This is a genomic window from Bradyrhizobium yuanmingense (assembly GCF_025200905.1).
GTDB lineage: Bacteria > Pseudomonadota > Alphaproteobacteria > Rhizobiales > Xanthobacteraceae > Bradyrhizobium > Bradyrhizobium yuanmingense.
In genome coordinates this window covers 38,177-63,802 of sequence record NZ_CP104173.1, presented here as the reverse complement: position 1 = coordinate 63,802, position 25,626 = coordinate 38,177, and the positions used below count along the sequence as shown (strand labels likewise).

General features: G+C 57.6%; 22 protein-coding genes and 2 pseudogenes. 16 read left to right on the top strand and 8 right to left on the bottom strand.

Going from position 1 to position 25,626, the window contains the following annotated elements; translation table 11 throughout:
* Nucleotide 1: 1 nt before the first annotated feature.
* Complete coding sequence (locus N2605_RS00265) at nucleotides 2-586, top strand: Crp/Fnr family transcriptional regulator (RefSeq protein ID WP_341850357.1); 585 nt, start codon at nucleotides 2-4, stop codon at nucleotides 584-586.
* Nucleotides 486-725, top strand: a complete 240-nt coding sequence (locus N2605_RS00260; protein WP_260345518.1) for a Crp/Fnr family transcriptional regulator — start codon at nucleotides 486-488, stop codon at nucleotides 723-725. The genes N2605_RS00265 and N2605_RS00260 overlap by 101 nt, the downstream gene beginning before the upstream one ends.
* On the opposite strand, the gene atzF is transcribed toward N2605_RS00260, so the two are convergent.
* The gene (gene atzF, locus N2605_RS00255; protein ID WP_225137202.1) at nucleotides 722-2,104 is read right to left on the bottom strand and encodes an allophanate hydrolase; all 1,383 of its coding nucleotides are present in this window, start codon (nucleotides 2,102-2,104) and stop codon (nucleotides 722-724) included. The two genes, N2605_RS00260 and atzF, sit on opposite strands and share 4 nt — an antisense overlap.
* A 245-nt stretch (nucleotides 2,105-2,349) precedes the next feature.
* On the opposite strand from atzF, the gene N2605_RS00250 reads away from it, so the two are divergent.
* From N2605_RS00250 to N2605_RS00215, 8 genes are all read left to right on the top strand, one after another.
* Nucleotides 2,350-3,396 carry an SMI1/KNR4 family protein gene (locus N2605_RS00250; RefSeq protein ID WP_051057219.1) on the top strand — a complete coding sequence of 349 codons (1,047 nt, stop codon included), beginning with the start codon at nucleotides 2,350-2,352 and terminating at the stop codon, nucleotides 3,394-3,396.
* A 176-nt stretch (nucleotides 3,397-3,572) separates the two neighbouring features.
* On the top strand, nucleotides 3,573-4,760 hold the full coding sequence (locus N2605_RS00245) for a tyrosine-type recombinase/integrase (RefSeq protein ID WP_260345517.1): 1,188 nt from the start codon (nucleotides 3,573-3,575) through the stop codon (nucleotides 4,758-4,760).
* Between the two features lie 22 nt (nucleotides 4,761-4,782).
* Nucleotides 4,783-5,505: a hypothetical protein gene (locus N2605_RS00240; RefSeq protein WP_260345516.1), complete on the top strand. Its 723-nt coding sequence runs from the start codon at nucleotides 4,783-4,785 to the stop codon at nucleotides 5,503-5,505.
* Nucleotides 5,506-5,599: 94 nt separating this feature from the next.
* On the top strand, nucleotides 5,600-5,833 hold the full coding sequence (locus tag N2605_RS00235; RefSeq protein ID WP_260345515.1) for a helix-turn-helix transcriptional regulator: 234 nt from the start codon (nucleotides 5,600-5,602) through the stop codon (nucleotides 5,831-5,833).
* Complete coding sequence (locus tag N2605_RS00230; RefSeq protein WP_260345514.1) at nucleotides 5,830-6,858, top strand: hypothetical protein; 1,029 nt, start codon at nucleotides 5,830-5,832, stop codon at nucleotides 6,856-6,858. The genes N2605_RS00235 and N2605_RS00230 overlap by 4 nt, the downstream gene beginning before the upstream one ends.
* Nucleotides 6,855-8,930 (top strand): DNA cytosine methyltransferase, encoded by a 2,076-nt coding sequence (locus N2605_RS00225; protein ID WP_260345513.1) that lies wholly within the window; start codon nucleotides 6,855-6,857, stop codon nucleotides 8,928-8,930. Before N2605_RS00230 ends, N2605_RS00225 begins: the two co-directional genes overlap by 4 nt.
* Nucleotides 8,927-9,619 (top strand): methyltransferase domain-containing protein, encoded by a 693-nt coding sequence (locus tag N2605_RS00220; protein WP_260345512.1) that lies wholly within the window; start codon nucleotides 8,927-8,929, stop codon nucleotides 9,617-9,619. Before N2605_RS00225 ends, N2605_RS00220 begins: the two co-directional genes overlap by 4 nt.
* Before the next feature lie 123 nt (nucleotides 9,620-9,742).
* Nucleotides 9,743-10,147 (top strand): hypothetical protein, encoded by a 405-nt coding sequence (locus N2605_RS00215; RefSeq protein WP_260345511.1) that lies wholly within the window; start codon nucleotides 9,743-9,745, stop codon nucleotides 10,145-10,147.
* A gap of 126 nt (nucleotides 10,148-10,273) precedes the next feature.
* Here N2605_RS00215 and N2605_RS00210 read toward each other — a convergent pair whose 3' ends face one another.
* Nucleotides 10,274-10,972, bottom strand: coding sequence for a hypothetical protein (locus N2605_RS00210; protein ID WP_260345510.1), 699 nt, complete (start codon nucleotides 10,970-10,972; stop codon nucleotides 10,274-10,276).
* Nucleotides 10,973-11,624: 652 nt separating this feature from the next.
* Between N2605_RS00210 and N2605_RS00205 the strand changes: the two genes are divergently transcribed.
* On the top strand, nucleotides 11,625-13,088 hold the full coding sequence (locus N2605_RS00205) for a hypothetical protein (RefSeq protein ID WP_260345509.1): 1,464 nt from the start codon (nucleotides 11,625-11,627) through the stop codon (nucleotides 13,086-13,088).
* 47 nt (nucleotides 13,089-13,135) lie between these two features.
* Here N2605_RS00205 and N2605_RS00200 read toward each other — a convergent pair whose 3' ends face one another.
* Nucleotides 13,136-13,720 carry a tyrosine-type recombinase/integrase gene (locus N2605_RS00200; RefSeq protein WP_260345508.1) on the bottom strand — a complete coding sequence of 195 codons (585 nt, stop codon included), beginning with the start codon at nucleotides 13,718-13,720 and terminating at the stop codon, nucleotides 13,136-13,138.
* A gap of 296 nt (nucleotides 13,721-14,016) precedes the next feature.
* Here N2605_RS00200 and N2605_RS00195 point away from each other — a divergent pair, with 296 nt between their 5' ends.
* The 5 genes from N2605_RS00195 (at nucleotide 14,017) to N2605_RS00175 (ending at nucleotide 19,187) form a co-directional block, all read left to right on the top strand.
* Nucleotides 14,017-14,922 (top strand): hypothetical protein, encoded by a 906-nt coding sequence (locus tag N2605_RS00195; protein ID WP_260345507.1) that lies wholly within the window; start codon nucleotides 14,017-14,019, stop codon nucleotides 14,920-14,922.
* Between the two features lie 68 nt (nucleotides 14,923-14,990).
* Nucleotides 14,991-16,001 carry a CHAT domain-containing protein gene (locus tag N2605_RS00190; protein ID WP_260345506.1) on the top strand — a complete coding sequence of 337 codons (1,011 nt, stop codon included), beginning with the start codon at nucleotides 14,991-14,993 and terminating at the stop codon, nucleotides 15,999-16,001.
* 1,392 nt (nucleotides 16,002-17,393) lie between these two features.
* On the top strand, nucleotides 17,394-17,660 hold the full coding sequence (locus N2605_RS00185; RefSeq protein WP_260345505.1) for a hypothetical protein: 267 nt from the start codon (nucleotides 17,394-17,396) through the stop codon (nucleotides 17,658-17,660).
* Between the two features lie 35 nt (nucleotides 17,661-17,695).
* Nucleotides 17,696-18,022, top strand: coding sequence for a hypothetical protein (locus tag N2605_RS00180; RefSeq protein WP_260345504.1), 327 nt, complete (start codon nucleotides 17,696-17,698; stop codon nucleotides 18,020-18,022).
* Between the two features lie 241 nt (nucleotides 18,023-18,263).
* Nucleotides 18,264-19,187: a hypothetical protein gene (locus N2605_RS00175; RefSeq protein WP_260345503.1), complete on the top strand. Its 924-nt coding sequence runs from the start codon at nucleotides 18,264-18,266 to the stop codon at nucleotides 19,185-19,187.
* 390 nt (nucleotides 19,188-19,577) lie between these two features.
* On the opposite strand, the pseudogene N2605_RS00170 reads toward N2605_RS00175, so the two are convergent.
* The 5 genes and pseudogenes from N2605_RS00170 to N2605_RS00150 form a co-directional block, all read right to left on the bottom strand.
* Nucleotides 19,578-19,766: pseudogene (locus N2605_RS00170) on the bottom strand (transposase domain-containing protein); the annotation flags it as partial.
* A gap of 15 nt (nucleotides 19,767-19,781) precedes the next feature.
* Nucleotides 19,782-21,260, bottom strand: coding sequence for an IS66 family transposase (gene tnpC / locus N2605_RS00165; protein WP_260347495.1), 1,479 nt, complete (start codon nucleotides 21,258-21,260; stop codon nucleotides 19,782-19,784).
* Between the two features lie 122 nt (nucleotides 21,261-21,382).
* Nucleotides 21,383-21,738 (bottom strand): annotated as a pseudogene (gene tnpB / locus N2605_RS00160) (IS66 family insertion sequence element accessory protein TnpB).
* Complete coding sequence (tnpA, locus tag N2605_RS00155; protein ID WP_260343607.1) at nucleotides 21,735-22,187, bottom strand: IS66-like element accessory protein TnpA; 453 nt, start codon at nucleotides 22,185-22,187, stop codon at nucleotides 21,735-21,737. The pseudogene tnpB and the gene tnpA overlap by 4 nt, the downstream one beginning before the upstream one ends.
* A 1,677-nt stretch (nucleotides 22,188-23,864) precedes the next feature.
* Nucleotides 23,865-25,622 (bottom strand): hypothetical protein, encoded by a 1,758-nt coding sequence (locus N2605_RS00150; protein ID WP_260345502.1) that lies wholly within the window; start codon nucleotides 25,620-25,622, stop codon nucleotides 23,865-23,867.
* Between the last annotated feature and the right edge of the window lie 4 nt (nucleotides 25,623-25,626).

Here is a 25,626-nt window from a genome sequence, read left to right as displayed (position 1 = left end):
GATGTCAGCGGCAAGTCTCAGGAATGCGACCGGCATCATGCTGGCGGGATCGGATGCTCTGGTCGGGTCGCTGCCGAGCTTGTTGGATCCGTTGTGTGAGGCTGACCGGCGCCGTGTCCTCGCCATCGGCCGCGAGGAGGTCCTGCCGGCAGGCAAGCATGTCTGGCGTCAGGGCGATCTGCAGAACGGCATTTATCTGATCGAAGAGGGGCGTATTCGCAGCTACTACGCGGCGCCTTCCGGACGCGAGGTGACGCTGGCCTACTGGTTCGCCGGCAATTTCGTCGGCGGCCCCGATCTGTTCGGTACTGGTGCCCACGTATGGTCTTCGGTTGCAGTGGAACGAAGCCGAGTGACGTTCTTGCCCGGCCCAGCCCTGCGCGCTGGCGCTTCAATCGGCAAGTATCGCAGTCGCGCTGCTGGATGCGCTCGCCTTCAAGGCACGGTGCTACTCGGCCATGGCGCAAATGCTGGGGACCCGCTCGGTGACCGAGCGGCTGCATCGTCTGTTGGTCTTCCTCTCGAAGATCTACGGTTCGCAGCAGGGCCGCGAGATCGTGATCGGGATCCCGTTCACGCATGGTGATCTCGCCAATCTGATCGGCTCAACCCGCCAATGGGTGACGGTGCAGCTTTCCCGCATGCAGGCAAGAGGCGTCATCCGTTATCACCGGGGCCTGATTGTGATCCTCAATCTGCGCGCCCTCGATCTCGAAGTGGTCTAGGAGGCGGCCTTCGGATATTCCTTTAGATCGAACAGTCTGGCCTTCGCATCGGGCAGCCATCGTTCGGCAAGGTCGAGAACAACATGGTCGCGCCACGCAGGTGCCAGCAAAGTGATACCCATCGGCATGCCGTTGCCGAGCGTTGCATTGGGAACCGACACCGCGCACAAGTCCACGAGATTGGCAAAATAGGAGTAGTAACCGAGGCGGTTGTTGAGCGTGATGGGATCTTCCATCATCTCCGCAATCGTGAAGGGGCGTGGCGCGGTCGGTACCACCAGAACATCGATCTCCTCGAAAAGCGTTTGGATCTGGCGTCGCAGCTTCCAAAGTCGATGTTGCGCGGCGAATGCATCTGTTGCGGAAAACCGGGCAGCTCCGCTCAGCACGTTGCGGATGACGTCAAGCAGGTCTCCATGATCGATGTTCATGAGCTTGCTGATCGCCGCATGACGTTCGGCAATCCAAGGCCCTGAAAAGAGCATTTCACCGGCTTCGGCGAAAGGCGCGAAGTCAATGTTCCTGGCTTGACCTCCCAATCCCGAAAGCCTCGTGCAGGCCTGCCTGTAAAGGTCATCGCATTCCGGCATGCCGAATGAATTGAGATGACCGACAGGGACCTGGCCGAACCGGAATTTGCGAGGAGATGGGAAGGACGAGGCAATCCGTTGGCGGCTAAAGGGATCACTGTCGTCGAATCCTTCGATCAACCCGAGCAGAATTCGACCTTCGGCAATGGAATTGCAGAAGATCGAGGGACAATCGAGCGTCGGACAGTTCGGCACAAGTCCCCGAGACGAGACGAGGCCGACGGTTGGCTTGATCCCGATGATTCCGTTGAAACCCGCGGGAATCCGGCCTGAGCCGCCGGTATCTGTGCCGAGAGCGAAGGCAACATGGCCGGATGCTACGGCAGCAGCCGAGCCGGAGCTCGAACCACCGGAGACATACAGATCGTCCGCCGCACTGGAACAGGCGCCGTAAGGGGAGCGGGCGCCGGACAGTCCGGTTGCGAACTGATCCAGGTTGGTTTTGCCAAGACAGATCGCACCCGCGGCCGCCAATTTCTCGACGCATCTAGCCGATTGCGCAGCCCTATATTCGAATGACGGGCAGGCTGCTGTCGTTGGCATGGCCTCAACGTCAATATTGTCCTTGACGCCGAATGGCACGCCAAGGAGCGGCAGGACTTCACCCTCTTCCGCTCGTTGCACAAGTGCATCAACCTCAGCCAGCGCTTCTTCCATGGGCCGCACATAGATCCAGCAATTGCGGTGCCGGTCCCGCTCGATGCGCTCATAGGCGCTTATGATGATGGAGGCTAACTCGGCACGGGAACGGAGGGGTCGGCTCTGCGCGGATAGGATCGCTTGCGGCACGGAATAAGCTCCTGAGGGCATGACCTCACGAATATGAAGCCGCTGCCCAGCAATGAAAGCAACTAAGCGCCTCAACCGCACCGGCGGGACTCGAGCCTGCAACCAAACCGTTATGAGCGGCAGCAAATGGCGGAGAGAGTGTCAGTCAATCCTGATTGACGTATAAGCTGTTTTCATTCCGAAGGGCGGCAATCAACGGTCCTGGCTACTGGGCGCTTAGACACGCCTCGTAACATGACGAGGTAATGAAGATGGCGACGAAACGGCTCTTTGACGACTTCGACTTCGAAGGCTTCTGGAATGACTGTCCGTATTCCCTGGAGAACTATGTCGAGCCTCCGCCGACCGACGAGCTGATCGCCTCCATTGAGCATGAAATCGGAGGGTATCGGCTGCCGGCGGCCTATGTCGACCTCGCACGGCGCCACAATGGCGGAATGGTCAAGCGCAACTGCCATCCAATGAAGGAGCGTACAGGCTGGGCGGAGGACCACGTGGCTATCGAGGGGCTCTTCGCTCTTGGCCGTACGTCCACCTATTCACTCGCCGGGAAGTTTGGCGCCAAGTTCATGATCGAGGAATGGGGCTACCCGCCGATTGGCGTCGGAATCGCCGACACGCCGGCCGGCGGCCACGAACTGATCATGCTGGACTACCGGAGCTGCGGAAAGCGGGGCGAGCCGCAGGTCGTGTACGTCGACCAGGAGGATGACTGCCGTATCGTCGTCGTCGCGCCGGACTTCGAGACCTTCATTCGCGGCTTGGTCGAGGAGTCCGAGTACGACACTGCTGAGGAGGATCGGGCCGCTGCGATCGCGACCGTCGAGCGGGGAACGTTATCGCCAATCGTGGTGCGAGCCTTGGCCGCCGTCGGCGACCGTCTGCCGCACGGCGAGCGAATGTTGCGCACCTTGGCCCGGCAGATCGTGGACGAGAAAGGCTTCTTTGCCCTGCACGACGACGAGCGCTCACATCTGATGTATGGACTGATGTTCTGGCTTTATTCGAGCCTCCGTACGGCCAGATCCTTCGAAGCTTTCGTAGGCCGTCCCGAGACCGGCGCCTCCTACGACTCGCCTTGTTACGAGCTGATGATCGCTTTCGACCTTGTCACCGAACCTTACGGCTTCAACACGCGCGGGTACGCCGAGGGCTTCGTGAGGGACTGGTGGGACGCGTGCGTCGCCCGCGGCGACATGGCCGAGATGGCGGAAGGCTACCGTCTGACTTCCAGGGCCGAGGCGGCCCTGCTCGGACGCTTGGCGACGATTGCTGGCCCCGAAGGCAAATAAGCCGGCGCCATTGATTTGAGCGGGTGGCGGAGAGAGTGTCCTTATCGTTATCGTCCATGAGTGTCCGACGGCGTCCAAATAGACCCATTATTTCAATTGTATAACTCTGCCCTACGTCCAGGAAGGTTCAATCAAAACCTGCCCAATCCAGAAATTTTTGTGGTATGGATTGTGGTATGGAAGCCCGCCGCAAGCACCCTCAGAAGGCCCTCACCCCCGTTCGAATCAACAGCCTTTCCCAACCCGGCCGATATGCCGACGGGAACGGCCTTTACCTCGTCGTCGACAAGTCCGGCGCAAAACGTTGGGTGCTGCGGACCGTCGTCCAGGGGAAACGAAGGGACATGGGACTCGGCAGTCTGCGCCTTGTCTCGCTAGCCGAGGCTCGGGGCAAAGCGATCGAGTATCGAAAGCTTGCAAGGGAGGGCGGCGATCCCATTGCCGCCAAGCGTTCAGGCCTTGCGATAGTTCCCACATTTGCAGAGGCCGCGCGCACCACGCTGGACCAGCGGCGAGCTGGTTGGAAGGATGGAAAGAGCGCTTCGCAGTGGTTGAAGAGCTTGTCAGCATACGCTTTTCCCGTTATGGGCGACAAGCGGGTGGACCGGATTGAAACGTCCGACGTGCTCCGCGCCCTTTCACCAATATGGCTCTCGAAGCCTGAGACTGCCCGCCGCGTCCGCCAGCGGATATCCGTGGTCTTGGATTGGGCCAAGGCGGCCGGCTATCGAAGCGGTGACAACCCTGTGGAGGGTGTTGCGAAGGGCCTACCCCGTCAGAATGGGAAGCGCGGTCACTTCAGCGCCATCGCCTACGCGGAAGTACCGCAGTTCGTTCGACGGCTGCCGGAGGTCCCCACAAACTATTTCGCTCGGCTCGCTTTCGAGTTCTTGATCTTGACGGCGGCGCGAACAAACGAAGTTTTGCGCGCAGGATGGTCCGAGATTGATTCGGAGGCATCGGTATGGACGATACCAGAAGAAAGGATGAAGGCAGGCAGGGAACATCGCGTGCCACTAGGGCCGCGAGCTGTGTCGCTGCTTCGATCCGCCCGGGAAAGAAGCGACGGTTCGCCGTTGATCTTTCCGGGGCGCACCGTCGGCATGCCCATGTCGAATATGGTGTTCTTGATGATTCTCCGTAGAATGGAGGCGAACTTCACCGCTCACGGCTTTCGCTCGGCGTTTCGAGATTGGGCGGCCGAGTGCACAAACTTCCCTAGAGAAGTATGCGAAATGGCTTTGGCCCATTCTATTAGGGACAAGACAGAAGCAGCTTATCGAAGGGGCGATTTATTTGATAAGCGCGCAGAGTTGATGCGTGCGTGGGATCACTACATCAGCAGCGAGAGCACCGGTGGCTAAGCGACTAAGTTGTGATTTCTGGATGTATGAAGAAATCGCCGAGGGACGGTTTATCAAGATCGAGCGGCAATCCTTGTATGAAGCAGACCTCCGACATGAACGGTATGACTTGGACCTCGCTAGGTGGTCTAGGGAGTGGTATTGGGATGCTCACCAAGCAGCTTCCATTTCCTTTTTTCGAGATCCTGCAATTAGCAGTGCTTACGATGACGACCTTTACCCCGTTCCTGAAGAAGACGCCGCGTATGAGGCGCATCTCGCGCTTGAAACAGCGATCGACAACTTGAGAGAGGAAATCATTGAGGTCCAGCGGCGCGGCCAATTGCCTGATTTTTTCCCACCAAGCATGTACCTCGAATGGGCCAAGCGAACCGGCGTGGACTTCCCCGGAAGCGTCTGGCACCAAGTTAAGAGTTTTGAGGCTGAGATTGCAGACCGCGGCAAAGAAGATGAGCCGTCGCAAGAGGACGTATCCCAAAATGCAGCTGACGCCGGTAATACGAAAGCGCTGGGTGCAAAAGGAAGGGAGCAAGTAAGTCTGACGAAGGTTATTCTGGCTTTGTTCATCAGATCAGTCGTCAAATGGGATGGGGACGACCTGGAATTAGTGAGGAGGCGAGTTGGCAACACCAACCTGAAAAGTCTCGCCAAGCAGCTCTTCGATATTCTCGAGGCGCTTGACCAACGCCTGGATCAGCGCACGATTGAAAAGCATCTAATGAGTGCAGCCGCACTGCTGAAATAATTTTGCAATTGCAGCTGCAATTGCAAAGATCGGGCAAGAAATCGCCGATGCTCCGCTTGCGATCGCCATTCCGGCGGTCGGAGGAGACACCGCGATGCAATCGCTTTATCCTGCCCCTCGACTGCTGCGCCTGAAGGACATTTTGCACCCGGGCGGCCCGCTGCCTCTGTCGAAGTCTAGCTTCTATAGCGCGATCAAAGAAGGCCGCGTGCCTGCCCCCATTAAGCTCGGGCGCGCCTCCGCGTGGCGCGCTGAGGACGTCCGCAAGCTTATCGAGGAAGGAATACCCCGGGCCGGCCTGGCCACCAGGACCGGGGACAAATCATGAGCCTCGCGGCAAATGATGGAGAGGACCGGGCCGAGCGAATGGCTGATCGCCTCCTTTCTGGCATCAGCGACAACGCTTTGTCACCTGACGCCCAGTGTCCGGCTGCAGTAGCGGCAGAAGCCGCTGCTGATAAAGTCGCTCAGCATTGGGTTAATGCCGCCGAATCCCTTGTACTCGCCTGCTTCCATTTGGTTGCCGGACTGGAGACCTTTGCTGAACAGCCCGAATTGTTTGATGCGTTTTTAGGTCGGCTCGTCGCCAAACGGGTGCTCTCGGAAAACGATGTGCTAGCTCGGCTTAAGGCCAACGGAAAGCTGGCGATGTTGGCGAAGATCGGACGTCTTGCGCAGACGCTCCTGCAGGAGTCGCTCCTGCCTCTTCTGCCGGCTCACTACTCTATCATCTATCAGATTTGTCTCTTGATCGAAGAGGTAGGCTTCGACCGAGCGGTAGAAGAGCTGTCGAAGCACTCCGAAGCGACCCGCGACGACGTAATTAAAGCGCGCGCGGCCTTGAAGCCGCCGCAAGATACTGCACACGGGTCCCAGCCACCCGCGCAGAACGACGGCTCGGCTCAGCTGTTCGCGCTACGCCTGACGTCACAGGACGCGCGTTTCTTCGCCAATGAGTATGGCCGCGTGGACGCATTGGACGAGTGCCTGCGGCGTCCGCCTCCGGCCGACGACGCCGGTTTCGTTGCGATCGTCCCCATCCTCTTGATGGGGACCATCGAACTAACGCTGATGCCTCTGCTGGGGTTCGGCGCCCCTCAGGGGCTCTTCTTTGAGAGCCCGGTACATCAGCCCGAAATCACGGACCGCGAAGTCATCGTGGTCGCCAAGCGTGGGAAATTCCGGCCCCGCCACCTTTCGGCCTTTCCGTCGGCCAAGAACGTTCTGGTCCTCGCCGAATCCTTTTTCCCGAGCTGTGTGGTGAAGGTTCAGTTGTTCGCCGAAGCGAGGGCTGACGGCTGGTTAAGCCTCATCGGTGACGAGAACTGGGCGGAAAGGCCGACCGTCCGATGAGTGACGATCTTCGAACTATTCTCCGCCAACAAGTTCTCGCGCGGAGTTCCTGCAGTCGTGTCGCCCTACTGCTTTCTGGTGGGGCGGATAGCGTTGTTGTCGGTTATGTTTGTCAGGAGGTTGGCAAGGAAGTAGTCGCCTACACCTATGAACTCGACGGTATCCCGTCGGTTGAGCGGCCAGCGGCAGAAGCGATAGCCCGCCACATGGGCTGGCCGCTTCGGGTCGTTCGCGTGCCGACCGCGGGATTGAGAGCGGCCTTCCTGCGGCTAGCGATCCAACACGGTTGCTCGAAGAAGACCCAGTTCGAGGTCACATACCCGATCGCTCACGTCATCCCCGAAGTGGCAGAATGCGATATCTTCACGGGCTGGAACTTTGACGATCACTTGGGCAACACGCGGGAAGACAATATGGAGATGGCCCGGCTCAAGCGAGTCGGGCTCTCCCGCGCCGAACTGCAGGTGCATTTCGACGCCTTGCGTGAGGCAAAGTATGCGAAGTCGGACGCCCTGCACTCGCCCGACACGTTCTGGTTCGCTACTCGGATTGCTTCGGCACTCGGGAAACGGCTGATCGACCCGTCCATCGCCGAACCGGTGCGCCGGTTCTTTCGCCAGTTCTCCCACGGCGAGCTGTCGCCGCTCGACAAGCCTGTCATCAGAAAGATCTTTGCCGACGCTTTTCGCCGTCTTCCTCAGGGTTTGGTAGCCAAGGGCGTCAAGCTGCAGAAGGGGGGCGGCGTCCACGAGCTCTTTGAGACGTTGGTGGACGATCCGATTATCAATCGGTTTGAGACGAAGTACGCGACCGTGAGCGCGCTCTGCAAGCGCTGGGCGTCGGAGGTGCGCGCAAATCCGGACCAGTATCTCAATGAACTGGCCACGGCTCCCCCGCTTCGCAAGGCGACCGTGATCCGGGCTCGCGGCGCCAACGTCCGCCGTCCGACGATGGCTGAGGTTCATGCGGCGTCGTTGCGGAAGCGCTTCACTGTCGTTTCGCTGTTCGCGGGCGGCGGCGGATCCTCAATGGGATACAGGCTGGCCGGCGGAGACGTCCGGGCGATCAATGAATTCGTCGCGGAAGCCGCTCGCACCTACTCACGTAATTTCCCAGGAACTCTCATCGACACTAGGGAGATCCGCGACCTTCTTCGAGATCCGGCGGACATAATCGCCTTCCTGATGACGGTCGGCCTAATGGTGGGTGAGCTGGACCTGCTCGACGGGTCTCCGCCGTGCTCCGAGTTCAGCACGGCCGGAAACGGACCAACGGAGCCGGGCGTGCTGAAAGCGTACTCGGACCGGACCCAAAAGGACATCTCGATGCTGCCCTTCGAGTTCGCGAGGTTCGCCCTGATCGCGCGCCCGAAGGTCGTCGTGATGGAGAATGTGCCTGCGCTCGCCTCCCGCGGGGAAGCGATATTCAATGCCTTGCTCAAGATGCTGAGCGCAGAATTCGTCGTGACATGGCGCGTCTTGTCCGCGAACGACTTCGGCGTTCCGCAGACCCGACGCCGGCTGTTCGTCCTGGCCGTTCGCAAGGACGTCGCCGAAGCCGTCGGCATCACGAGCGAGTTCGCGACGTCGTTGCTGTTTCCCAACCCGACGCATACGGGCACAACGATCCGTGATGCGTTTGCTGGGCTAAACCAGTCGCACGATGACGTGCGGCCATGGATCGCCTCGGCGCGGACGACCACGATCGCGACGGCCGCCTCTAGGTTGCCGAAGAACCCGCCCCGGCTGTTGCGGCCCAACCACGTGGGCCTTCAGGTCACCGGCAACTATACGCTCACGCGGTGCTCGTACGATCTGCCCGCGCCGACGCTGACGGTCACGGGGCAGCAACCGAGCGGATTGGCTGGCGCCATCCATCCCGAGCACGACCGCAAGTTCACTATCCCCGAACTGAAGCGCCTGACCGGCCTTCCCGACGATTACGCGCTCACCGGCACGCTCGGGCAAGCGGCGGAAAGGATATGCCGCATGGTCACTCCCTTCGTGACCGAAGCGATTGCCGAGAGCATCTACCGAAAAATGTTGAAACCTTACAGAGAGTCGCTGAAATGACGACGTACCGTACAAAGAAAGACTTCTCCTTCGGGGACTACGCCGGATCTTTCGACGCACATATCCGCGCGTCAATACCCGGCTTCCAGCAGCTGGTCGATTACACCGTCGACCGGTCCGTCACGTACGTCCAGCGGGGGACTACCGTCATTGACGTGGGATGTTCGACCGGCCGGACCCTCGCAGCTATCCGGCGAGTGAACCAAGCGGCACGCCCCAATGTGGACTACCTCGGCATCGACACCGAGCCGCGGTTCCGTCGCTGCTGGGAGAAGCATTCCTTCATGAACTTCCGCTGCGAAGTCGGTGATGCGCTGACGCACCCATTCGACAACGTCTCGCTGGCATGCTGCATCATGACGCTTTTGTTTCTGCGGCCGGCTGACAAGCTGCCTTTGCTTAAGCGCATCCGGAGCTCGATGGTTGAAGGGGGCGCGCTCCTCATCGCGGAGAAGACGCTGGCCGAGACCTCGCGTCAGGAAAGCGACGCGCAAGCCGCTTACGTGGATTTCAAGCGCAGGCGGGGCTTCACCGCGGACGAAATCCTGGAAAAGCAGAGCAGCCTCCGCGGTCACATGACCAAGTTGACGGAGCGCGAGCTGCGAACGGCTCTTGTCGCAGCAGGCTTCCGCGACATCGAGCCGTACTGGAGAGGCCATATGTTCGTGGCGCTCGTCGCCCTGACTTAGCAACACGCCGACCGAGTTTTTACCGAGTAAAACCGTTTCATCGCGAATCAATCAACGGTTTGCGATACGGGGCAGCCGAGTTTTTGTTACGCTATGGAGCGTAAGAGAGGAAACAGCAGAGCAATGACACGGACAGCAGCATTCGCCCGGTACCGCATTCGTCTGCGCAACGTCATGAACCGGTGGTCCGGGGTTTCCGCTGACGGGTCGACGGTCGCCGTCACCCTCTGGAGGCACGAGTTCGGCGGACCGGCGGGAGCGATGGTCTATGACAAGGCCGACAGCAGCAATTGGAAAAACAGCGTAGCCAAGCGTGAATTCTTCGCGCACCTGCAGCTGGCCGTCGATCACTGCGATGGGATCGTCCGGGTCGTAGTGGTTGTTTGCGACCCGGCCGCCCCTTCCCGCACGATCGACTGCTACCCGGCGCCGAACGTCGTCATGCGAGTGGTTGCCCTGGACACCATTCGGTCCACCTTTCGGCTGGAGCAGGTCCTGCCTTCAGCGGAACTGGTGCCGGCTGCGTGACACGAGCTGACGGCGGCGTGGGATTTGAATACCAGCTCCTACGTCAGCATCGGCGGGTCTCGCCGGCAATAGTTCGCAGGGACCCCAATTCATCCAGCCAGCTGGAGGTCATCGAAGCGAGTTGGCTCAATGGACCTCGCCGCTGGCCCGGGGGAGTACAAGTAGGGCATCGTCATAGGAAATTCGCTCGCGGAGGACGGTCTTGAAAACGTAATCGACCACGCATTCCGGCGTGCTGGTTATCGGGCGGACGTGAATGCGAGCCACCAACTTCCTAGGCCCGGCATACAAGCCCGCCTGGCTCTCGAAGTGCTCGGTTACGGGCTCCTTCAGCCGGGTGTTCGGTGGCACCAACAGGACCGCATGGAAATGCAGGCCTCGATTGCACGAGGTCGGTTCATTTGAGGGGGCGGACTTAGCAACGGGCAAATCAGCAACCGAGATCAAGAGGGGAAGCTGGTGGGTGGGGACGGTCTTCGGCTTGCGGTGCGTTCTGGTCACGAAGGTCGAGTAAATTCGTTGAACCTCATCCCGCATCTGGCCGACGACGGATGCACGTGGACCGCGGAGATGATCAAATACGAATGTCACGAGATATGCCGACCACCCGTCTTCCATTCGATCGGATACTAGCCGCGAGTACCCGCCGATCATCAATTGCAGGGATCGGCTAGCCGGGAAACGTTGCCTGAAGGGGACGGTAAACGGATGAACGGGTTGGATGAGATCAATGTCTCGTTCCTGCTCCGTTTGATGGATTGGATACTCGAACTCGGTCTGTGATTTGGGAATAGAAGACCATATGCCGTCCGTACTCGGTGGCATTCTGTAAACTCCGGATCGCAGGGATGCTCAGGTGGCCATCCAACAAGACGCAAATGCCTGCGAGGTATTTATCTTCCTGAGGCCCCGAAAACGTGGGCGCGCGCTATCTTTTTTTACTGACTCAATTAGCAACAGAGCTACTCATCTACGCGGATCAACGCTTCAAACTCGTCGCTTAGGAGAATGGTTGTGAAAGGATTGTCCAGGAGGCGTCTCGGTGTACGCTGAAATCTTATTGCCCCATTCAAGATGGACAGCCTCGGATCGCGCGCAAATGCGATAGAAGCTCAACGAGCGTATGAGTTATACGCCGGAAACAATGCTTAGCAGAGATACTTTGCCGTGGTCTAACGTAGGGCTCTGCGCTAATTGAGGATCCGGTGATCGCGATGGTACGCTCCGAATCACTTTCTAGCACCCGTGGCTCACTGATATGTCTACTCCGGATGACCTGCTGTTTAGGTTCGAAACGACGGCTGACGCGCAAGCCAGTCAACTGCGGCTATGGAAGCAGCCTTTGCGTTCGATACTCTCCGCGATATTTCTCGCAGCAGATCGAGACTTCAGCGGGGGCCGATTTAGCGGACACGGTCAGCCAAACATAGAGCGTGGGGCTACGATTCTCAGCCGCCTGTCGTACTTGATGCCGTTCATGCGGTCGAGCAGCTCGGAAATTGGCGAGAGTTTGGCAGACGCTTTGGGCGCGCTAGACGAGCAGAGCATCAGCGAAATTCAATCCGCGCTCGGCTATGCTCATTTCTGTGAGATTATGCCTATGGTGCGCAACGGATATCTAAGAGTCGAACACGCGGAACGAGGGTTTGAACTTGTTCATCCGAGCCCCCAATTCTCTCACCACGAACAATGCGATGTGATCGCGTCTGAAATGGCTCTTCCGTTTCTCGAGAGACCATTTCCATTTCGCGTTTCCACACTTCTAAAGATGTCGAGCGATTGGCCGCGGCTCGTCGCGGAGGACTTTCTCCTACTACTCATGGATAGCTATCGCCATCACTTCGCAAGCATTTACGAACGGGAGCTGCTTTCTTCGGCCGATTACCTCAAAGCCTTTGACTTTGAACGTGATGATTACCTAAGGGTTCGCGCAGCACTTATGTCGCTCGCTTCTTGGTGCATTGGTATGGCTGCAGCGGCGGAGTCCAAGGCGATTGGCGCAGCGAATGACGCCGAGCATTGGCAAAAGGAATGTATGGAGTGGGCGTCGCCATTGTTGAAAGTGAGTTTTGTACGGTCCTTGATTGGCGAATTGGCTGGGGTGAGCGATAGCAGGGTAGACCGCATTCTAAGTGTCTTCACAGACACCCCCTTTGGAACCGGCCAATGCATCTCCGGCGACGGATATCTCGCTCCTATCGTCCAAATAGGAGATTCATTTCTTTTTAGTCCCCGCGGCCTGCTTATAATGTTAGGCGAGCGCAACATCGTCTATGTCGCGAACAAGACGAACAAGCGACACTTCGATGAGTATGTATCATCGTCGCTTGAAGTAGCGCTGCTTGATCGCGCTGGGAAGGCACTCTCGTGCATAGGAGGATTAGTAGTCCGGAAAAATGTGGTGTGGAAACACGGCGAGATTGATTTGCTCGCTTATAGCCCTAAGACCAATACCGCCCTTCACGTTCAGGCCAAAGCGCCTATACCACCTCAGGGCGCACGGATGACACGACAGGTTGAGACGAATTCGCTTCACGCGATAAGGCAGCTAGCAGCTTTCGACAGTCAACCAACCTCAGATAAAGATGCCATACTTTGCAACACATTTGGTTTGGACATCGCGAACGCGAAGTGGGCGTCCGCCGTTTTAGCTAGCTCTTCATTTGGAACGTCCTCGGCATGGTCAGCTCTTCAAGGTATCGCAGCACTCAACCCTCCACTGCTGACTCATGTGTCGAGGCGAATGATCCAAGAGAGCAACGCGAACTTGTTGGATGTGCCTTCGCTCGCGGCCAAGAGTTTGGACGAGATCGTGGCTCGCACGTCTCGCGGTTGGACTCGGCAGACCATCTCGGTTTTCGGGACAGACGTATCATTTCCCGGTCTGCTTCTCGACTACGAAGCTATCGGAAAGGTTCAGCTTGAATGCTCGGAGCGTTGATCCGCCGATCGAGCGTGCAACTGTATCGCCTGTCCATGACCGCCGCTTCACAACTGCTGGATTACCTTCCTCTGGGCATCGACATCCTGCTCAATATATTGCTGGGTGGTTCGCAGATTGGAGTGTCCAGCTAGAGCCTGGACGTCCCTGAGAGATCCGCCCACAGTGGAAATCTTTCGCGCCGCTCCGGTGATGAAGGTCCTTCGGCCGCTGTGGCTGGAGCAGCCGACGAAGCCCAGATGCTGATACCATCGCTGGAACATGTTCACGACGACCTGCGGCGACGTAGAGGACATTCGCTCCGTGCTGATCACATAGTCGCCGGTCACCTTGGTCAGAGTCTGTCGATACGCGATGAGCGCGGCCCTCGCTTCGGCATGCATCGGGATTACCCGGCCAGACCTACCCTTGCTTGCATCATTGGTTAGGTGGATGGCATGGCCAACTTGGCCAGTCGCGTCACAGACCATCCGCCATGTCAGGTGAGCTATCTCCTTTGCCCTAAGCCCGGACTTCGCCGAGAGCAGGAAGATCAACCTATTTCGCTCTGGATATCTGGTGGTCGAGAGATAGGCGAGGGTGGCTTCTACTTGCCCCCTGCTCAACGTCTTCGCCTGCTTTCCCAAACCCATTCTCGCCCTCCCCCACGTCAAATCGACGGCTAACAGGACGCTGGACTGTAACCAGTCCGGATCGTTCGTACATGCTGGTGCAGCGGGGTTGGGCCTGGAAAGTCTGCTCTCGGAGCGCTGTTTCGCGCGCTGTGCTACCCTTTCCGGGGACCCAATTTCAGCTACCCCCGGGGGGCTTCCCATCCCGGAGCTTAGTCGCGAGCGATATTCCGCATAATAATTCCAACGATCAATGGACTCATGCATTCTACAATTTGTAGGCTTGTGCGCATTTTCTGGGTGCAGGGGTTTTCATCATGAGCATCGTTTTCGTACATGGAAGAGACCAGCAAGGGTTCGATCCAGATCCTTTACGCCAGACTTGGCTGGAAGCTCTTGCACGGGGAGCTGAGCGCGCGGGCCTAGGGCTGACCGAGAATCTCATCAGCGAGTCCAGTCTTCCCTACTACGCACGCATTTTAGTTCCTCTGGAGCCACAGAAGCGATCTTCACCATTGGAATCAACGCGAGACAAGAGTCCGGCGGGAAATCTGGAAAAGTCCATCGACGCTGAGCTAGCGCTTGAACTTGGATCTCCGGTCCTAAGAGATTCTGATATGAAGCAGAATCCCTTAGACGAATCTCGGGGACCGGTGGGGCGCATCCTCGCACGAGCCGGTGACAGAGCATCGGCAAGACTGTCGCTAAACGCCATACGTCTGGTGATGAAGGATGTCGTTCAATATCTGGTCGACGCCAAAGTCAGAAGCGACGTTGATAGATTAGTAATTGATGCGATTGAAAAAGCTCGTCCGCCGCGGATCGTTGTTGCGCATTCTCTGGGCTCAGTCGTCGCGTACCATTCATTAGCCGGCGCACTTGTGAATCTAGAGGTCGAGCGTCTGGTAACACTTGGCTCCCCTCTAGGGGTGCTTGCCATCGTGACTGAACTCGAGAAGCTATTAAAACTACCATTGTGTCGCCCCCCTCTCGTGAAGGCGTGGATCAACGCTGCCGATAGGCGCGACATCGTCGCTCTGAACCCGAACATCGATCGAACTAATCTCTTTCGAAGCTGCCTATCCCAGCTGCCGAGATCTTATCAAGACGTACTGATCACCAACTTTGCAGACGTTCGTAATGATACCGATAACCATCACGGGATCATCCATTATCTCGATGATCCGATCGTCGCGGCTTCCATACTCCATGGGTTATCATGAAAGTCTTATACGTCGCATCGAACCCGCCAAGTCAGGATACCCTCGCTCTCGACCGGGAGCAGTCTAAATTGGATCAGCTCCTCGGGCGTATAGACAGCGCCGGGGCTATTCAGTTTGTATGGCGGCCCCACACGATAGTCGAAGATCTTTCGGAACTGATAACAAGCGAGGCGCCAGACGTTCTTCACGTCGCCGCTCACTTGAGCCAGGGGGAGCTCATCCTAGCCAATGAACACGACAAGGATGTTCCGCTGAGCGGCACAAAGCTCAACGAGATCTTGGAGGCCAATGGGCATCATTTCAAACTTATTGTTCTAAATGGGTGCGCATCAGCGGATGCCGCCGTTCATCTGAAGAAGGTTTCTGATTTTGTTATTGCAACTACGGAGATTATCAAAAACCGAGCGTCCATTGTAGCCACAGCAACGTTGTATTCGCACCTTGCTCGCGGACACACCGTTGCACGCGCTTATGAATCGGCGAGGGCAATGTCCAGGGCGATTCAGCTGGAGAAGCTTGATTTCGTTTTGCTTGCAGCGGAAGGTCAAAACCCGGCAACGACTAGACTAGCGGAACCATTCCGGATCGTCGCCTGCATTCCAAAGATTGACAAGCGAATCCGGAAGGGCGCACGTCCCTATTCGGAAAAGGAAATAGCTGATGTCGGGTCATTCAACGTCGACTTTGGAGTCGCAGGCGCACCTGCCACGACACGGCAACTCGTTTTCTTTACCGATGACGAAGACATTGCACAATGTGCAGAGGCTGAAGCTAAGGGAGAGTATCCAGACTATGAAGAATGGCTAAGTTGGATTGTAAGGACAAGCCCAACGCACGGCGAGATTTGGATCGATTATCCGTTGCCATACAAGGGCGACTTACGTTGGTTTGCTACGATTACCACTGTAGATGGTCGAGCTTTTGTCACCAATTCACTGTTGGGCGACGCTCTGCATCGTTACTACATTGATGAGGAGTGGGAAGGGCCGCTCTCGCCTGAATGGAAAACAGCAGTCATTTCATGCATCAATCTCTTGCGGTCTACAATTGGTGCTAAGCGAGTAAAAAAATTGAAATAGCAATCGGCCCAGAGCTGTTGAAAGATTTGTTTGAGAGCAAGAAGCTCCAGGCGCTCATGTTCCTTGATGCTTATGCGCTGCGATGTACCTTTTGGTCTGGCTTACTTGCAACTGGATCCGACAAGAGAGGAATTGCGCCTCGTTCTCCTCGCAGCTCTGGAAGCGCCAGTCCCCCGGCGCTGCTCGACCGATTGGCCCATCACGGCGACGTTGTCGAAACCGGCACCGGCGGTTCAAGCCGAGACGACGATCTATCACACAACATTTCCTCGTCCTTCGTTAGTTGAACCACAGGCAATGTCGGCTAACCATGCCAGAGCAGACCAAGGAGGGGGATCGCTCCAACCGCTGCTTGTGACCCGAAGCGGACTTGTGCGATTAGGTATCATTGCCGACAGTGCTCGCGAATTATGGGACACAGCGTGCGAAAGCTAGGTTTAATTATTCGAGCGATATCGGCGATATTGTTGACCGGCATAGTCTCCGGCTTCGTCGTCATAGCTTTATCGTCGGTATATTTCTGGTCGAATTCCCGCGGCGGGGGCGCGAGCAGCCTTCCGGAGATGACCTCATTCCTCTGGTTTTTGGCGAGCCTTGTTGGAATTGGGGCGGCAGCCATGCTTGGAGCTACGACAGAGTGGCCCAAAGCGCTCTGGCTTGCGAAGCAGAGCACTCCTTCCCGAACATCGAGCATCTTCATAAGCATTCTTGCAGCTGAAGCACTAATCCTTGTTCCTACAATTGTCGATCTCTGGCTCAATCCTCCTCCGACTCGCGACCTGGACGCGCTAGTATTCAACGGCTTTGCGGCTGCCGTAGGAGGGTTATGCTCGGCCCTGTTGTGGTGGAAACTGGTATTAGTGCCGTTACAACGTGGTCGATAGCTGCCATCTTGGCCCACGGGTTATCTTCCGCCTCAAATGTCCGCTTGTGGCCCTTCGGCGACATGGCGGACAACGGCATCGCGGCCCGCTACTCGATCGAAAGCGGACGTTCGTCTCAAGCTGGACAGCTCGGCAACGGCTTGAAGGGTCTCGCAACGAAGGATCTTCAGTTGCTGTGCTACCCTTTCCGGGGACCCAATTTCAGCTACCCCCCTCCCCCACGAGCTATTGGTCGAAGCCGCCGGTTGAGGGACGAGTTAGCGTTCTCCCGCTCCACCAGAATGTGCATGCGGACTTCCACTACGACCTGGCGGGCATCTTCTTCGCCGACGTGTCCTCGGCCGCCACCTTCTCGGCATGAGCATTTTCGTTTGGCTGGCGGCCGCTTCTCCGGCTCCGGGGCGGCTTGGAGTCACAAAATCGTGAACAGAATGGGTAACTTTGCCGTTGAGTATCACTGAATTCAGTAGTACATATCTCCTACTGACTTAGACAGGATGCATTACCTATGAAAGCCCTGACACCCGCCCAGATCGAGAAAGTCGTCGAACATCTGCAAGCCGCCCTCGCGATCCTTCAACCTGAGGAGAATGGTCAAGACGAGCGTAATCCTCACTGGTTTCGGGATACGGGTCATCTGACCGACGCCGGCATCGCGCACCTTTTCTCCTTGTTCGAGCGTGGCGTTTCGATCTACGCCGCCGCTAAGGAGATGAAAATTTCTTACCGGGCAACCGCGCTTAGACACGCCGACTGGAAGAAAAAGAACGCCTAAACGTCTCAATGATATCGCCAATCGAAGAGGTAGACATGTCCAAGAAGTATTCCAAGACCGTAGCCGAATTCCAGGAAACCAAACTTGGAAAGTTGATGCAGCCGATCTTGCAGAACCCCAGAATCCTTGAAGAATGCCAGCAGCTTTCTCGTACCGGCACCCCGGCCTTGCAAGCCGTTGGTCGCGAAGTTGTCCGCCATGGATTGAATGGCCTGCTCGACCATCAAGCGCTCCGCATCATCGGGCGCTGGCTGAAACAAGAGCTGTTGTCGTTGGGCATGGTTCACATTGGTACGGGGGGGCGGGTGGCACCAAACCACTGCTGGAAGACGGGCGCCACGTATGGCTGGCGCACGACCTGACCCTCCCGACAGCGCTTCAACACTCCGAAGAAGCCCCGACGTCACGGACGTCGGGGCTTTTTCATGGATGCAGCGAGGGGCGTTGCCGACATGAACATCGACCATGACATTAGCAAATCAAGCTCGCGCTCACCTAACGCCTGCGCAAACGTCCGCCCTGACCTTTCTGTGTCAAAACCCAATTGGCGAATGATCAAGCATCATGCCATTTTGTCAGGGTCCATCTTCGGCGGAAATACCCATGGTTGACCAAGATAGAGCGTCTGGAGCGGTTGAGGCGACCAATCATCTTGCCATACTGGTTCACGGAATTAACACCCGTGCCCTATGGATGAGCGAGGTAAAGCCTGCCCTCGAAAGCGCGGGATTCTTTGTTGCCTCCACCAGCTTCGGCAAGTTTAGTGTGCTGCGTTTTCTGATGCCATTTGACTGGATGAGGGAGGAGCCAATAAGGCGGGTAGCTATTGACATTCAAGACGCACGCCGGTGCTACAGGCATGAGAGGGGCGTTGATCCCGAGCTGATGTCCGTGATTTCTCACAGCTTTGGCACTTACGTGATGAGCAGAATACTCACGGACTATTCTGAGCTTAATTGGCACCGGGTCATTTTTTGCGGAAGTGTAGTCCGCGAGGATTTTCGATTTGACCACGTTCTGGAACGGTTTGATCCACCGCTCTTAAACGAGGTGGGCACTAGAGATTTTTGGCCAGCCGTGGCTGAGAGCGCTGGTTGGGGATACGGATCTGTTGGCTCGACTGGTTTCAATCGCCCCGCCGTCGAGACGCGATGGCACTCGCGCTATGGGCATAGCGACTTCTTGACCGACCGTTTTTGCAAAACATTCTGGATACCATTTCTCAGGGGTGAAAAGCCGAAGCGGGGCGACAAGGCCACTGCTATGCCTTTTTGGATCAGAGCGATCACTTGGACGCCGCTTCGATTGATCCCCTTTACGCTTCTATTCGCCCTCTTTGTAATCTCCGCTTCACGCGGGCTTCAGCTACCCAATTGGAGCTATACCGACCTTTTTCACATGAGCCCACGTGACTGCACAAAGCTTGAAACAGCCAAGGAGAGAATCGAATGCGAGCAAAGCCACTTGTTTCAAGATATCGATATCAAGATGACGCAGGTCGGAACGAGTGAATTAATCGCTCGGTAAGGGGCTTCGGGTGATTGGCTGAAAGCACCTCGTGGTGAGGTCCGCTAACCGGTGCACCTTCGTCCGCTGCTTGCCCGAAAGCAGACGTTGAACCTCGCACTTGAAGCCTCGGAGTAAGGGGGTGATCGATGACTTGGGGGATCCGCGACGAAGGATCCTTGATTGCTGTGCTACCCTTTCCGGGGACCCATTTTCGGGTACCCCGGCCCTCAGACTTAACCCGCCATACATCGTCATTGGTTCGCGCCGCTCGCGGCAAGGCTCTGACAGCGCCTGACTCCAAGTTCGTTTTTCGTTCCATCTGGCAAAACTAGATTGGACCATGCCCACTCTCGAATTCCTCCGCTCGGAGATCGAGCATATGCGCTCGCAGATCGGTAAGCGTCGTGCTCAGGCCACGGCTTTGAGGGCTTGAGCGCGGTAGGACCAGGGCAATAGCTGGTCGATGTCGCGGTTGGGATGCCCTTTGACGATCCTGGTCAGGACGTTGGTGAGATAAGCGAGCGGATCGACGTCGTTGAGCTTGCAAGTCTCGACCAGGGACGCGACGACAGCCCAGTGTTCGGCACCGCCGTCGGATCGTAAGCGTCGTGCTCAGGCCACGGCTTTGAGGGCTTGAGCGCGGTAGGACCAGGGCAATAGCTGGTCGATGTCGCGGTTGGGATGCCCTTTGACGATCCTGGTCAGGACGTTGGTGAGATAAGCGAGCGGATCGACGTCGTTGAGCTTGCAAGTCTCGACCAGGGACGCGACGACAGCCCAGTGTTCGGCACCGCCGTCGGATCCGGCAAACAGCGCGTTCTTGCGACTGAGCTTGATGCCACGGATTGATCGTTCGACGGTATTGTTGTCGAGTTCGATGCGGCCGTCATTGATGAAGCGCGTCAGTCCCTGCCAGCGCGAGAGGGCGTAGCGGATGGCGTCGGCGAGCTTGGTCTTCTGGCTGATGAGAGCCAGTTTGGCGCGCAGCCATACCTCGAAGGCATCGGCCAGTGGTCGGCTCTTCTGCTGCCGCACGAGGCGGCGCTCCTCCGCGCTGCAGCCGCGGATCTCCTTCTCGATCGCATAGAATGCGGCAATGTGCTTGAGCGCCTCGCTTGCGATCGGCGCCGGGCCGGCTGTCGCGAGTTCGTAGAAGTTGCGCCGCATGTGCACCCAGCAGAAGGCAAGCTCGACCTCGCCACGCTCGGCAAGCTTTGGATAGGCGTTGTAACCATCGACCTGCAGGACGCCCTTGAAGCCGGCAAGATGGCTGAACAGCCGCTCGGCCTTGCGGTCGGGTGCATAGACATAGGTGATGCCGGGCGGATCGAGGCCGCCCCAGGGCCTGTCGTCGGCGGCATAGGCCCAGAGCTGGCCGGTCTTGGTGCGCCCTCGACCAGGATCGAGCACCGGCACCGTCGTCTCGTCGGCGAACAGTTTGGATCTCGCGCGAAGCACCGTGAGAAGGCGCTCATGCAGCGGGCGCAGATGGAAGGCGGCATGCCCTACCCAGTCCGCCAGCGTCGATCTATCGAGAGCGATGCCCTGGCGGGCATAGATCTGGGCCTGCCGGTAAAGCGGCAGATGATCGGCATATTTGGACACCAGAACCTGGGCGACGGTTGCCTCCGTCGGCAGTCCGCCCTCGATCAGCCGGGCCGGAGCCTCGGCCTGCAGGACGCCGTCCTCGCAGGCGCGACAGGCGTATTTGGGGCGCCGGGTGACGACAACGCGGAACTGCGCCGGCACCATGTCCAGCCGTTCGCTCCTGTCCTCGCCGATCCGATGCAGTTCGCCCTGGCAGCAGGGGCAGATCTTGTCGTCGATGTCGACGACGACCTCGATCCGCGGCAGGTGCGCCGGCAGTGCTCCGCGATTGTTGCGGCGCTTGCGCGCCGGTTCGGCCCGGCCTTCCGGAGCTGTCTCGTCTTGGCTGGCTTCTGTACAGGCCGCAACCTGTTCGACGTCCTCGAGGCCTAGCAGCATCTGCTCCTCGGGAAGCGACTCTGCCTTGCGGCCAAAGCGATGACGCTGCAATTCCTTGATGATCTGGCGCAGCCGCTCGCTCTCATGCCGCTCGGCCAGCAGCATCGCCTTCAGCGTCTCGGGATCATCAGGAAGGTTATCGCTCACAGGCAAATCAGAGCATATTCGCGCCCGCCTGACGACGTGCTCGATGCCCCTGATTCACTTCGCCGCAGCGCGGCCCACAATTATCCGGCTTGCGTCGGGACGACCGTCTCCCGTGCCGCGTGAACACGCCGCCAATCGAGCCCTTCGAGCAACGCCGACAATTCCGCCGCCGACAAACGCATCACGCCGTCCTCGATCTTCGGCCAGCGGAAGACGCCTTCCTCGAGCCGCTTGGCGAACAGGCACAAACCCGTACCATCCCAAAAATCAGCTTGATCCGGTCCGCCCGCTTGGCACGGAACACATAAACAGCACCCGAGAACGGATCGGCCTTCATGTGCTCGCGCACCAACATAGCCAGGCCCTCCATTCCCTTGCGGAAGTCGACCGGCTTGGTTGCCACCATCACCCGGACAGTTCCGGACGGGCCGATCACCGGCTTGCCTTCAGCGCATGGAGGATGGCCGCAATCATCGCCACGTCCGCGCCTCGGCCGACCCGGATCGTGACGCCTTCGGCTTCGATCTCGATGCACCCGGCATCGCAACGGCGAGCCCCGACATCCGGCTTGGCCTTACGTCGCGCTGTCTTGCGCTCATGGCCAGCAACCGCGACTGGTGCCATGGCGTCTACCACCGCCGGTACAAACTGCGGATCGTCCGCCATCGGCGCCGGCTGCCGGCGTGCTTGCCGGCGCCAGGTGAACACTTGTTGTGGGGTCAGCCCGTGTCGCCGGGCAATCTCGGAAACGACCGCGCCTGCGACCAGCGTCTCCTCGACAATCCGGGCCTTGTCGTCCTTGGAGAACCAACGACGGCGTCCCGTCTCCGTGATCACTTCCAGCCGGCGCGCCGTCACGTCCGAATTAAGCGTATGGTCAAGCATAGACACAAGCCGATCCCTTCAAAGAGATCGTGAAACTCGCCTATCCCATGTGCCGTGAGAAGGTGGGAGCGGAACGGCGCTTACGCAGATCGGCCGGCAGCGGAAGGAGATCCTTCAGCTACAGCGCGCCGGCATCTCGACCGCCTCGGCCGAAGCACTCCTCTCCCGAATGCAAGCGAAGGTGGAAGGACTTTGCGCTGAACGGGATCGGCTCGCGAGCGAGGAGAAGGCCAAGAAGCCGACCTACGTCTCTGGCAAACCTCTGAAAGGGACTCCAGCGCGCCGCAGGGCCTGATGGGACAATCTCCGGCGCTTCCCGGCTCCTTGGGTGACGAAGGAGGACAGGGACGGCTTCCGCGTGTTCGACGCTAGCGGCTCTTCATCTGCGCCGTCCCTCGTCGTGAGGACCTGCATCAACGGAGCTACCAATACGCCAACGACTTCCTTTCAAGGGAGGAGGCGAGGCGGATTGCCAAGGCAATCTCCCGGTTGCCCGAGCTGCTGAAGCGTCCGCAATACTAAGCGGCTCGTGCCGTATTGATCGGTTTTGATTGTGGCGAAATTTCTTTACGTGCCCCAATTCCAGAGGGGCGGAGGGTGGCGACGCTTCGGGTCGCAGCCGGCGTAAATGGCGTCGCGCGGACGCTTCATAGTCATATGGGGAATGGCACCTTGCATTCGTTGCACTGCACCGTGGTTTCTCGGCGCCACCGCGATTCCCGAACTGCTGAGAACCCCTCTGGCAAACGATGGATCATGAACTCATCGCTTTTCATGTACGGGTGGTCACCCGTCGAGGTCTCGGCCACGCCCGATTTTCCGCAGTTGGGGCACTTCAAGTGCCTATCGTCGTAGTCTCTTGCAGCCATGCCTCCAATATGCGGTTGAGGCAGCGTTTGCACCACCCTCACACTTCGAGATAATCGAGCTCAATGCCGTTCGCCTCGATGACTGCTGCATCACAAGCGTTCTCTTGCCGTTCGGCTAGCGTTCTCGTTGAGGTTGAAAAATCAACCGGGTTAAGGCTGTATGTTAGAACGCGCTCGGGAAACGCTCCCCGGGCTCCGCGGTTGGAGAGTCGTGAGTAGGTAGGTAGACTGCCAACCGTTGGCGTCCACCTGACGGCGGGCTTTTTGTGAGTTGCGTTATTGCCAAGCCTATCGCGCACGGGAGAACGAGCGGCGCGCGTCAATTCCAGGGCTATTGCTCACCAACCGGCGATCCTGAAGACGAAAGCACTCTGGATCTCATTGGTTCATGTAGTGATTGCGATCCTATTACATTTAGCTCCGCGTCTTAGTGATGATTGTTGAGGTTAGTCCAACTCGCCCCAGAAGAATTGCACGTCCTTTTCATTTCCGCCGTTCTGACAACAAACTCCCTCTCCCATCTTCGGTGCGTCGCGTTTTCTCCAGCACGCCAAAGAAAGATCCACAGACTTGCCTGCCTGCAAGCCAACTTCTTGCCGCCAGCTAATAAGGCCAGACTGAGCGGAAAGTTGATTCAGCATCTTTGACTTACACGCTGATACTGCTGCAATGCAGCTACAGCGTATCAATCCGGCTCCGGTTCGGTCGGGTACGATGACGTTGCTATTCGCAAAACAGGTGCTTCCGATGACGCTCGAGAGAGAGAGGCCAATGATACCTGATGCGAGCTTCAACATCTGAGAATGTCTCACTCGAACGCAACGCATGTGATGTTGTACCAGGCGTAACCGCAGCAACCACCAGATGTCACTCGAAGCTGCGTCGGAAAGTAAGAAGCGCCTTTAGGACATACCGCGGGGCCTATCCGTGTCATTGGCCAATCCCTGGGATCAAACCGCCGATATGGACTGCATGGACCGTCGTATTCACCTGTGCAGATCTGCTGGGTAGAAACCTTCATGCCTGACTTCAGCCTAGTGAGGCTATCTTCCATCGCCTTCGCCTGCTGTGCCAACAGCGGCTTTACTCTGTCCTGAAACCCCTCATCCATCAGTTGCTTGAGATCAGCTGGTAGAATGTGCTGCTTAACGACGGGCTGCAGCTCAGTCTGTAGTATTCCGCTCTCCGCAGCCAAGGAGTCAACGATTTGAAAGTCTACAGAGTCCGATATACGCTCTGCGGACACAGCATAGAGCACGACTGAGGTAGGGATCCACGTCTCGCCTTGCTTGTCCCACGTGATCTGGTTGTCATCTACAAACTTTGTATTCTTGTCGACGCTTACGCAATACGGGCTTCCGCCGGCCGCTCCGCTCTTCTTTGGATCTTCATCCGTCTTATCGCCCGAGCAGCCGATCGACGTTTTCTGTCCAAAGTCAATGTTGTACTTATCGGAACTCGTAACTACCTGCTTCATCTGATCATTGGTTACTGTGCGCGTGATCTCAGGACTCACCAGCTGCCACGTGTTGGTGTCGATGCGCTCGATGCGTGCAGAAGTCGCGCGGCTATTCTTAATGACGAAGTTTCTAAGTTCGTCTGCAAGAGCGGCAAGATCATAACCTTTGGACTCGAACTCACGTCGCGAGACTATGTTCAAAGTTTTCGCGAACGTTTTGGCGGCATCAGTCACCAGATTCGAGGTTACAAATCGTTTTCGGGTGTCTGCTACCCGCGTCTCAGCGTCACTTTTCTTTGCTCCCCCGCCAAGACTGCTGAAGTTAAAGCCAAACCCTCCAGCCGAGGCGGTGCTGCGCACTGACTGGTCACCCGAGGCCGATTCGTCTCTCACCAGCGAACGGAAGGACTCCGATCCTTCAAAATCGCGATAAGTCACGGAAAATATATTCTTCTTCATTTCCGTGTACGGTGCGTAGAATTTCCCAGAAATGTCCTTTGTTTCGTACATGCGCCTAAGTTCATCACAGCTGGCTGTAAATGTCGCCACGACCGGTTCGGGAGGCGTAATGCGGAGCGCTCGCTCTTTAACAGCGAAGTCTTTAGCAGTGGTCGGATATTGAGCAATAATGCGGCGCGGATAGGCTTTGTCTGCCGCACTCACCTCCACATACATCCAGGCATACGGGTACATCCAAATTTGTTCACGCTGAATCTGAGTGCCTGAAATGCGTGAGGCGGCCTTCGCGACTTCGTCCCTGACGGTCTCACGGAAGAACTCCAGCGGCAGAGCGACTGCTACCGGCGTATCTTCTGCGTTTGGACAGTTCGACGTGATTGCATGATTGAGCGCGTTCCAGTCAGGCAAAAGGAACGGCATGATGAAAAATCGCTTCTTCGCGGTGTCGGGGTCTTCATAGAGCCCCACTTGCGCACCCGCCAAGCTTTCCACCGATATGCTGTATTTTGGAGTATCCGGTAAGCGCGCATCCATCAATTTGTATATGCCAGGATTGCCCGCCGAACTAGCGTTGGTGGTCTGCGCCTGTCCTAGGGCTGTCGAGTAACTTGCAAGGGAAATAGCTAAGACAACGGCACCTTTTCGCATGGCG

What these genes read in the sequence shown, in the direction of transcription:
- N2605_RS00265 (WP_341850357.1), top strand. Translation starts at nt 2, where the DNA reads ATGTCAGCGGCAAGTCTCAGGAATGCGACCGGCATCATGCTGGCGGGA.
- N2605_RS00250 (WP_051057219.1), top strand. Translation starts at nt 2,350, where the DNA reads ATGAAGATGGCGACGAAACGGCTCTTTGACGACTTCGACTTCGAAGGC.
- N2605_RS00245 (WP_260345517.1), top strand. Translation starts at nt 3,573, where the DNA reads ATGGAAGCCCGCCGCAAGCACCCTCAGAAGGCCCTCACCCCCGTTCGA.
- N2605_RS00240 (WP_260345516.1), top strand. Translation starts at nt 4,783, where the DNA reads ATGTATGAAGAAATCGCCGAGGGACGGTTTATCAAGATCGAGCGGCAA.
- N2605_RS00235 (WP_260345515.1), top strand. Translation starts at nt 5,600, where the DNA reads ATGCAATCGCTTTATCCTGCCCCTCGACTGCTGCGCCTGAAGGACATT.
- N2605_RS00230 (WP_260345514.1), top strand. Translation starts at nt 5,830, where the DNA reads ATGAGCCTCGCGGCAAATGATGGAGAGGACCGGGCCGAGCGAATGGCT.
- N2605_RS00225 (WP_260345513.1), top strand. Translation starts at nt 6,855, where the DNA reads ATGAGTGACGATCTTCGAACTATTCTCCGCCAACAAGTTCTCGCGCGG.
- N2605_RS00220 (WP_260345512.1), top strand. Translation starts at nt 8,927, where the DNA reads ATGACGACGTACCGTACAAAGAAAGACTTCTCCTTCGGGGACTACGCC.
- N2605_RS00215 (WP_260345511.1), top strand. Translation starts at nt 9,743, where the DNA reads ATGACACGGACAGCAGCATTCGCCCGGTACCGCATTCGTCTGCGCAAC.
- N2605_RS00210 (WP_260345510.1), bottom strand. Translation starts at nt 10,972, where the DNA reads ATGCCACCGAGTACGGACGGCATATGGTCTTCTATTCCCAAATCACAG.
- N2605_RS00205 (WP_260345509.1), top strand. Translation starts at nt 11,625, where the DNA reads ATGCGGTCGAGCAGCTCGGAAATTGGCGAGAGTTTGGCAGACGCTTTG.
- N2605_RS00200 (WP_260345508.1), bottom strand. Translation starts at nt 13,720, where the DNA reads ATGGGTTTGGGAAAGCAGGCGAAGACGTTGAGCAGGGGGCAAGTAGAA.
- N2605_RS00195 (WP_260345507.1), top strand. Translation starts at nt 14,017, where the DNA reads ATGAGCATCGTTTTCGTACATGGAAGAGACCAGCAAGGGTTCGATCCA.
- N2605_RS00185 (WP_260345505.1), top strand. Translation starts at nt 17,394, where the DNA reads ATGAAAGCCCTGACACCCGCCCAGATCGAGAAAGTCGTCGAACATCTG.
- N2605_RS00180 (WP_260345504.1), top strand. Translation starts at nt 17,696, where the DNA reads ATGTCCAAGAAGTATTCCAAGACCGTAGCCGAATTCCAGGAAACCAAA.
- N2605_RS00175 (WP_260345503.1), top strand. Translation starts at nt 18,264, where the DNA reads ATGGTTGACCAAGATAGAGCGTCTGGAGCGGTTGAGGCGACCAATCAT.
- tnpC (WP_260347495.1), bottom strand. Translation starts at nt 21,260, where the DNA reads ATGCTGCTGGCCGAGCGGCATGAGAGCGAGCGGCTGCGCCAGATCATC.
- tnpA (WP_260343607.1), bottom strand. Translation starts at nt 22,187, where the DNA reads ATGCTTGACCATACGCTTAATTCGGACGTGACGGCGCGCCGGCTGGAA.
- N2605_RS00150 (WP_260345502.1), bottom strand. Translation starts at nt 25,622, where the DNA reads ATGCGAAAAGGTGCCGTTGTCTTAGCTATTTCCCTTGCAAGTTACTCG.